A 334-nucleotide genomic window follows, 5' to 3' on the forward strand; every position below is an offset into this window, starting at 1 on the left:
AGCCTCTGCTGCCGATCTCGGTGGTATTCATTGCCGTCACTGCTGCATTGATTCCGTTAAATCAGGTCAATGATGAGTCGGTAAAATATTTTGACTCTCGAAGCGAATTTCGTCGAGCTGCGGATTTTATGGAACAGCGCATCAGCGGAATGACCAATATCAGCATTGCGATCAAAACCGATGAATCTCAGGGCATTGCCGATCCCGTCTTTTTACAAACCGTGGGTGACTTTACCGATTGGCTACGCGAGCAACCGGAAACCGATCACGTAGCGGCACTATCCGATGTTTACAAGCGCTTGAATCAGAACATGCATAACGATGATAGCCGCTA

General features: G+C 47.9%; 1 pseudogene. It reads left to right on the plus strand.

Annotated features, from left to right (window positions below):
- A pseudogene (locus ACP45E_RS22510) lies at window positions 1–334 on the plus strand (RND family transporter); the annotation flags it as partial.

It is taken from the genome of Vibrio genomosp. F10 str. 9ZD137, assembly GCF_049974785.1.
Taxonomy (GTDB): Bacteria; Pseudomonadota; Gammaproteobacteria; order Enterobacterales; family Vibrionaceae; genus Vibrio.